The sequence below is a fragment of the Acinetobacter sp. YH12151 genome, from assembly GCF_013418355.1.
GTDB lineage: Bacteria > Pseudomonadota > Gammaproteobacteria > Pseudomonadales > Moraxellaceae > Acinetobacter > Acinetobacter pseudolwoffii.
The window spans coordinates 1-6,111 of record NZ_VPCG01000081.1; the positions used below are offsets into that span (position 1 = coordinate 1).

6 protein-coding genes and 1 pseudogene are annotated in these 6,111 nt (G+C 46.3%); 4 read left to right on the plus strand and 3 right to left on the minus strand.

The features are described 5' to 3' along the window. Positions 1 to 135: 135 nt before the first annotated feature. Complete coding sequence (locus FTU82_RS15370) at positions 136 to 1,164, minus strand: tRNA-dihydrouridine synthase (RefSeq protein WP_180101598.1); 1,029 nt, start codon at positions 1,162 to 1,164, stop codon at positions 136 to 138. A gap of 190 nt (positions 1,165 to 1,354) precedes the next feature. Between FTU82_RS15370 and FTU82_RS15375 the strand changes: the two genes are divergently transcribed. After that, the gene (locus FTU82_RS15375) at positions 1,355 to 1,894 is read left to right on the plus strand and encodes a transposase (protein ID WP_180101600.1); all 540 of its coding nucleotides are present in this window, start codon (positions 1,355 to 1,357) and stop codon (positions 1,892 to 1,894) included. A 502-nt stretch (positions 1,895 to 2,396) separates the two neighbouring features. On the opposite strand, the gene intI1 is transcribed toward FTU82_RS15375, so the two are convergent. Then, the gene (intI1, locus tag FTU82_RS15385; RefSeq protein ID WP_000845054.1) at positions 2,397 to 3,410 is read right to left on the minus strand and encodes a class 1 integron integrase IntI1; all 1,014 of its coding nucleotides are present in this window, start codon (positions 3,408 to 3,410) and stop codon (positions 2,397 to 2,399) included. Positions 3,411 to 3,555: 145 nt separating this feature from the next. Here intI1 and FTU82_RS15390 point away from each other — a divergent pair. From FTU82_RS15390 to sul1, 3 genes and pseudogenes are all read left to right on the plus strand, one after another. After that, positions 3,556 to 4,394, plus strand: a pseudogene (locus FTU82_RS15390) (AadA family aminoglycoside 3''-O-nucleotidyltransferase). A gap of 116 nt (positions 4,395 to 4,510) precedes the next feature. Then, positions 4,511 to 4,858 (plus strand): quaternary ammonium compound efflux SMR transporter QacE delta 1, encoded by a 348-nt coding sequence (locus FTU82_RS15395; RefSeq protein WP_000679427.1) that lies wholly within the window; start codon positions 4,511 to 4,513, stop codon positions 4,856 to 4,858. After that, positions 4,852 to 5,661 carry a sulfonamide-resistant dihydropteroate synthase Sul1 gene (sul1, locus tag FTU82_RS15400; RefSeq protein WP_180101602.1) on the plus strand — a complete coding sequence of 270 codons (810 nt, stop codon included), beginning with the start codon at positions 4,852 to 4,854 and terminating at the stop codon, positions 5,659 to 5,661. Before FTU82_RS15395 ends, sul1 begins: the two co-directional genes overlap by 7 nt. Before the next feature lie 141 nt (positions 5,662 to 5,802). On the opposite strand, the gene FTU82_RS15405 is transcribed toward sul1, so the two are convergent. Then, on the minus strand, positions 5,803 to 5,955 hold the full coding sequence (locus FTU82_RS15405; protein WP_218947764.1) for a nitroreductase family protein: 153 nt from the start codon (positions 5,953 to 5,955) through the stop codon (positions 5,803 to 5,805). Positions 5,956 to 6,111 lie beyond the last annotated feature (156 nt).

A 6,111-nucleotide genomic window follows, 5' to 3' on the forward strand; every position in this document is an offset into this window, starting at 1 on the left:
GTTCCATTTTAGAGATTTGTTTAAGATAAGATATAACTCATTGAGATGTGTCATAGTATTCGTCGTTAGAAAACAATTATTGTGACATTATTTCAATGAGTTATCTATTTTTGTCGTGTACAGAGAATATTATTTTTAAAATGCTCTTGCATAAGAGCTATTAATTTTCTCTTTTTCGTTTAGTTCATTTGCAGCATAAAATACAAGATTTGGATTTTTAAGCAACTCTCTTCCATATGCAACAAAATCACAAAAACTATTTTCAAGAAGATATTCACCCTCTTTTGCTGTTGTTATTAAACCAACAGCAATAACAGGAATATCTACACTTTTTTTAATCTCTTTTGCCCAATTAGCTTGATAAAATGGTTCAATTTTTGGTATTTTATCTGGATTTTCTATATTTCCACCACTTGAAACATGAATACAATCAACTCCAACTTTTTCTAACTCTTTACATAAATAGATAGAGTCTTCTATATTCCATCCATTTTGCATCCATTCATCAGCACTAATTCTAACAATAAGGGGTAATTTTACCCTATTTTTTATCTCTTTTGCAGTTTCAATTACTAATCTACACCTATTTTCTAAACTTCCACCATAAATATCATCTCTTTTATTTGTTAAAGGTGATAAAAATTCACACAACAAATATCCATGAGCAGCGTGAAGTTCTACTGAATCATAATTTGCTTTTTCGGCTCTAATTGCAGCATTTACAAACAACTCTTTTATTTTTGTTATCTCTTCAAGACTTAACGCTTTTGGAACTTTATATGGTGATTTTTGACTAAAAGCAATTGAGCTTGGAGCTACACAAATATCATCAACAACTTCAGATTTTCTTCCTGCATGAGCTAATTGTATAGAACTTTTTGCTCCAAATAAGTGTAACTTCTCATTCATTTTTTTATGATTTTCAATTAAAGAATCATCCCAAAGTCCTAATTCAAAAGATGAAACTCTTCCTTTTGGCTCAACTGATGCTGGTTCAACAATAATTAAACCAACATCAGCCATTGCTCTTGAAGTATAGTGAAACATATGGAAATCTTTTAATTCTCCACTATTATCACTTTTATACATACACATAGGTGGCATTACAACTCTATTTTTTAGTTCCAAATTACCTATTTTACCTTTGTTTAATAATAAACTCATTGTCAAATCCTCTATTTTTATAAAAAATTCTCTCTTAAAGTATCTTCAAATTTAGGAGCCACTTGCAGATTCCCGCAAACAACCAATAATTTAAGCTAATTTAAATTTTAAAAAGCCTTTTGAAATCATGTAAATGTTATAATTTTTTACCACAAAAAACAATACAAAACATCAATCAAATAGGCTTTATATGAGTATCTTACCAAAATTTTCTTTTAAAAATGCTTCCTCTGGATTATCAAAAATGTTGTTGCGAATTTTAAACCTTGAATCCTCTTTATTTCCAATTTTAAAAGAGGAGCTTAGATTAGAGGAATTATCCCATAAAGAACAGAAGCTTATAAAGATATTGGACTTTGCACAAATTGAAAAAAATGTAACAATAGTATCTATTACAAACACTCCTAAAGATAGAGAAGAGATTGCACGAGCCTTCATAGCTAAAAGTGTTTATAATATGCAAACAACAAGAGATTTGATCGATAGGCTCAAAAACGATAGAACCCTCAGAGTATTATGTGGGTGGAGATATAAAAACGATATTCCAAGTGAGTCTAAATTTAGTAGAGTCTTTAAGGAGCTCAGTGAGCTTAAAATTGCACAAAAGACTCATGAGCAGTTTGTAAAGGAGTATCTAAGAGATACACTCTTTTTTTATAATGCAAGTGATGCAACAAAAATACCACTGAGAGAAAAACCTGTAAAAGTAGAAAAAGAAAGTATAGCCTGAATTAGCCCTCGATTTTACATCTTGGAACCATGGCCCCCCCCTTTTTTAGGAAAAGGATGACCTTCGGTCTCTCTATTTAAAGGAAATCTTCACGCCTTTTTGTCGGATTCGGCTGAAATTTACGGGACGGTCTTATTTAAGCTCTCCACGATGGCATCCTGCCGGCTTAGGTCTTGTTCCTCCGTGCTCACGCGCAGGTAGATGCGTGCGACTTTCATGCGGGCCTCCTGGTCATTTTGGGTATAGGGAAAATGACCATTGTTTCACGCCTAGCCAAAAAGGGAAGGTTCCCGGTTCAAATGTCGTTTTCAGAAGACGGCTGCACTGAACGTCAGAAGCCGACTGCACTATAGCAGCGGAGGGGTTGGATCCATCAGGCAACGACGGGCTGCTGCCGGCCATCAGCGGACGCAGGGAGGACTTTCCGCAACCGGCCGTTCGATGCGGCACCGATGGCCTTCGCGCAGGGGTAGTGAATCCGCCAGGATTGACTTGCGCTGCCCTACCTCTCACTAGTGAGGGGCGGCAGCGCATCAAGCGGTGAGCGCACTCCGGCACCGCCAACTTTCAGCACATGCGTGTAAATCATCGTCGTAGAGACGTCGGAATGGCCGAGCAGATCCTGCACGGTTCGAATGTCGTAACCGCTGCGGAGCAAGGCCGTCGCGAACGAGTGGCGGAGGGTGTGCGGTGTGGCGGGCTTCGTGATGCCTGCTTGTTCTACGGCACGTTTGAAGGCGCGCTGAAAGGTCTGGTCATACATGTGATGGCGACGCACGACACCGCTCCGTGGATCGGTCGAATGCGTGTGCTGCGCAAAAACCCAGAACCACGGCCAGGAATGCCCGGCGCGCGGATACTTCCGCTCAAGGGCGTCGGGAAGCGCAACGCCGCTGCGGCCCTCGGCCTGGTCCTTCAGCCACCATGCCCGTGCACGCGACAGCTGCTCGCGCAGGCTGGGTGCCAAGCTCTCGGGTAACATCAAGGCCCGATCCTTGGAGCCCTTGCCCTCCCGCACGATGATCGTGCCGTGATCGAAATCCAGATCCTTGACCCGCAGTTGCAAACCCTCACTGATCCGCATGCCCGTTCCATACAGAAGCTGGGCGAACAAACGATGCTCGCCTTCCAGAAAACCGAGGATGCGAACCACTTCATCCGGGGTCAGCACCACCGGCAAGCGCCGCGACGGCCGAGGTCTTCCGATCTCCTGAAGCCAGGGCAGATCCGTGCACAGCACCTTGCCGTAGAAGAACAGCAAGGCCGCCAATGCCTGACGATGCGTGGAGACCGAAACCTTGCGCTCGTTCGCCAGCCAGGACAGAAATGCCTCGACTTCGCTGCTGCCCAAGGTTGCCGGGTGACGCACACCGTGGAAACGGATGAAGGCACGAACCCAGTTGACATAAGCCTGTTCGGTTCGTAAGCTGTAATGCAAGTAGCGTATGCGCTCACGCAACTGGTCCAGAACCTTGACCGAACGCAGCGGTGGTAACGGCGCAGTGGCGGTTTTCATGGCTTGTTATGACTGTTTTTTTGTACAGTCTATGCCTCGGGCATCCAAGCAGCAAGCGCGTTACGCCGTGGGTCGATGTTTGATGTTATGGAGCAGCAACGATGTTACGCAGCAGGGCAGTCGCCCTAAAACAAAGTTAGACATCATGAGGGTAGCGGTGACCATCGAAATTTCGAACCAACTATCAGAGGTGCTAAGCGTCATTGAGCGCCATCTGGAATCAACGTTGCTGGCCGTGCATTTGTACGGCTCCGCAGTGGATGGCGGCCTGAAGCCATACAGCGATATTGATTTGTTGGTTACTGTGGCCGTAAAGCTTGATGAAACGACGCGGCGAGCATTGCTCAATGACCTTATGGAGGCTTCGGCTTTCCCTGGCGAGAGCGAGACGCTCCGCGCTATAGAAGTCACCCTTGTCGTGCATGACGACATCATCCCGTGGCGTTATCCGGCTAAGCGCGAGCTGCAATTTGGAGAATGGCAGCGCAATGACATTCTTGCGGGTATCTTCGAGCCAGCCATGATCGACATTGATCTAGCTATCCTGCTTACAAAAGCAAGAGAACATAGCGTTGCCTTGGTAGGTCCGGCAGCGGAGGAATTCTTTGACCCGGTTCCTGAACAGGATCTATTCGAGGCGCTGAGGGAAACCTTGAAGCTATGGAACTCGCAGCCCAACTGGGCCGGCGATGAGCGAAATGTAGTGCTTACGTTGTCCCGCATTTGCTACAGCGCAATAACCGGCAAAATCGCGCCGAAGGATGTCGCTGCCGACTGGGCAATAAAACGCCTACCTGCCCAGTATCAGCCCGTCTTACTTGAAGCTAAGCAAGCTTATCTGGGACAAAAAGAAGATCACTTGGCCTCACGCGCAGATCAGTTGGAAGAATTTGTTCACTACGTGAAAGGCGAGATCACCAAGGTAGTCGGCAAATAATGTCTAACAATTCGTTCAAGCCGACGCCGCTTCGCGGCGCGGCTTAACTCAAGCGTTAGATGCACTAAGCACATAATTGCTCACAGCCAAACTATCAGGTCAAGTCTGCTTTTATTATTTTTAAGCGTGCATAATAAGCCCTACACAAATTGGGAGATATATCATGAAAGGCTGGCTTTTTCTTGTTATCGCAATAGTTGGCGAAGTAATCGCAACATCCGCATTAAAATCTAGCGAGGGCTTTACTAAGCTTGCCCCTTCCGCCGTTGTCATAATCGGTTATGGCATCGCATTTTATTTTCTTTCTCTGGTTCTGAAATCCATCCCTGTCGGTGTTGCTTATGCAGTCTGGTCGGGACTCGGCGTCGTCATAATTACAGCCATTGCCTGGTTGCTTCATGGGCAAAAGCTTGATGCGTGGGGCTTTGTAGGTATGGGGCTCATAATTGCTGCCTTTTTGCTCGCCCGATCCCCATCGTGGAAGTCGCTGCGGAGGCCGACGCCATGGTGACGGTGTTCGGCATTCTGAATCTCACCGAGGACTCCTTCTTCGATGAGAGCCGGCGGCTAGACCCCGCCGGCGCTGTCACCGCGGCGATCGAAATGCTGCGAGTCGGATCAGACGTCGTGGATGTCGGACCGGCCGCCAGCCATCCGGACGCGAGGCCTGTATCGCCGGCCGATGAGATCAGACGTATTGCGCCGCTCTTAGACGCCCTGTCCGATCAGATGCACCGTGTTTCAATCGACAGCTTCCAACCGGAAACCCAGCGCTATGCGCTCAAGCGCGGCGTGGGCTACCTGAACGATATCCAAGGATTTCCTGACCCTGCGCTCTATCCCGATATTGCTGAGGCGGACTGCAGGCTGGTGGTTATGCACTCAGCGCAGCGGGATGGCATCGCCACCCGCACCGGTCACCTTCGACCCGAAGACGCGCTCGACGAGATTGTGCGGTTCTTCGAGGCGCGGGTTTCCGCCTTGCGACGGAGCGGGGTCGCTGCCGACCGGCTCATCCTCGATCCGGGGATGGGATTTTTCTTGAGCCCCGCACCGGAAACATCGCTGCACGTGCTGTCGAACCTTCAAAAGCTGAAGTCGGCGTTGGGGCTTCCGCTATTGGTCTCGGTGTCGCGGAAATCCTTCTTGGGCGCCACCGTTGGCCTTCCTGTAAAGGATCTGGGTCCAGCGAGCCTTGCGGCGGAACTTCACGCGATCGGCAATGGCGCTGACTACGTCCGCACCCACGCGCCTGGAGATCTGCGAAGCGCAATCACCTTCTCGGAAACCCTCGCGAAATTTCGCAAAGTATAGCCTGAATTAGCCCTCGATTTTACATCTTGGAACCATGGCCCCCCCCTTTTTTAGGAAAAGGATGACCTTCGGTCTTTCTATTTAAAGGAAATCTTCACGCCTTTTTGTCGGATTCGGCTGAAATTTACGGGACGGTCTTATTTAAAATTTCCAAGGCTCTTGTCCAAATGAGCTAGGAGATTTTCTTCCTGCTTCTAAAATAAAATTTAAATCATCACTACTTATTTTTTTTGTCTCATCAAATATTTTACAAGCATGTCTAAAATCCATTGCTTCCATAAAAGTTTTTTCCATAAATTTATCCTTATTTTTTATTAATATTATTCTCTGTACACGACAAATTTCACAGAACCCTTATCCTATCAGGATTCTGCTTTCTTAAAATTGCCAAAATTTCCTTAAACTCTTCTTTTTTCCCAAAACCAATTAAACGCTGAATCGCCATTTGAA

What these genes read in the sequence shown, in the direction of transcription:
- intI1 (WP_000845054.1), bottom strand. Translation starts at nt 3,410, where the DNA reads ATGAAAACCGCCACTGCGCCGTTACCACCGCTGCGTTCGGTCAAGGTT.
- FTU82_RS15395 (WP_000679427.1), top strand. Translation starts at nt 4,511, where the DNA reads ATGAAAGGCTGGCTTTTTCTTGTTATCGCAATAGTTGGCGAAGTAATC.
- FTU82_RS15370 (WP_180101598.1), bottom strand. Translation starts at nt 1,164, where the DNA reads ATGAGTTTATTATTAAACAAAGGTAAAATAGGTAATTTGGAACTAAAA.
- FTU82_RS15405 (WP_218947764.1), bottom strand. Translation starts at nt 5,955, where the DNA reads ATGGAAAAAACTTTTATGGAAGCAATGGATTTTAGACATGCTTGTAAA.
- FTU82_RS15375 (WP_180101600.1), top strand. Translation starts at nt 1,355, where the DNA reads ATGAGTATCTTACCAAAATTTTCTTTTAAAAATGCTTCCTCTGGATTA.
- sul1 (WP_180101602.1), top strand. Translation starts at nt 4,852, where the DNA reads ATGGTGACGGTGTTCGGCATTCTGAATCTCACCGAGGACTCCTTCTTC.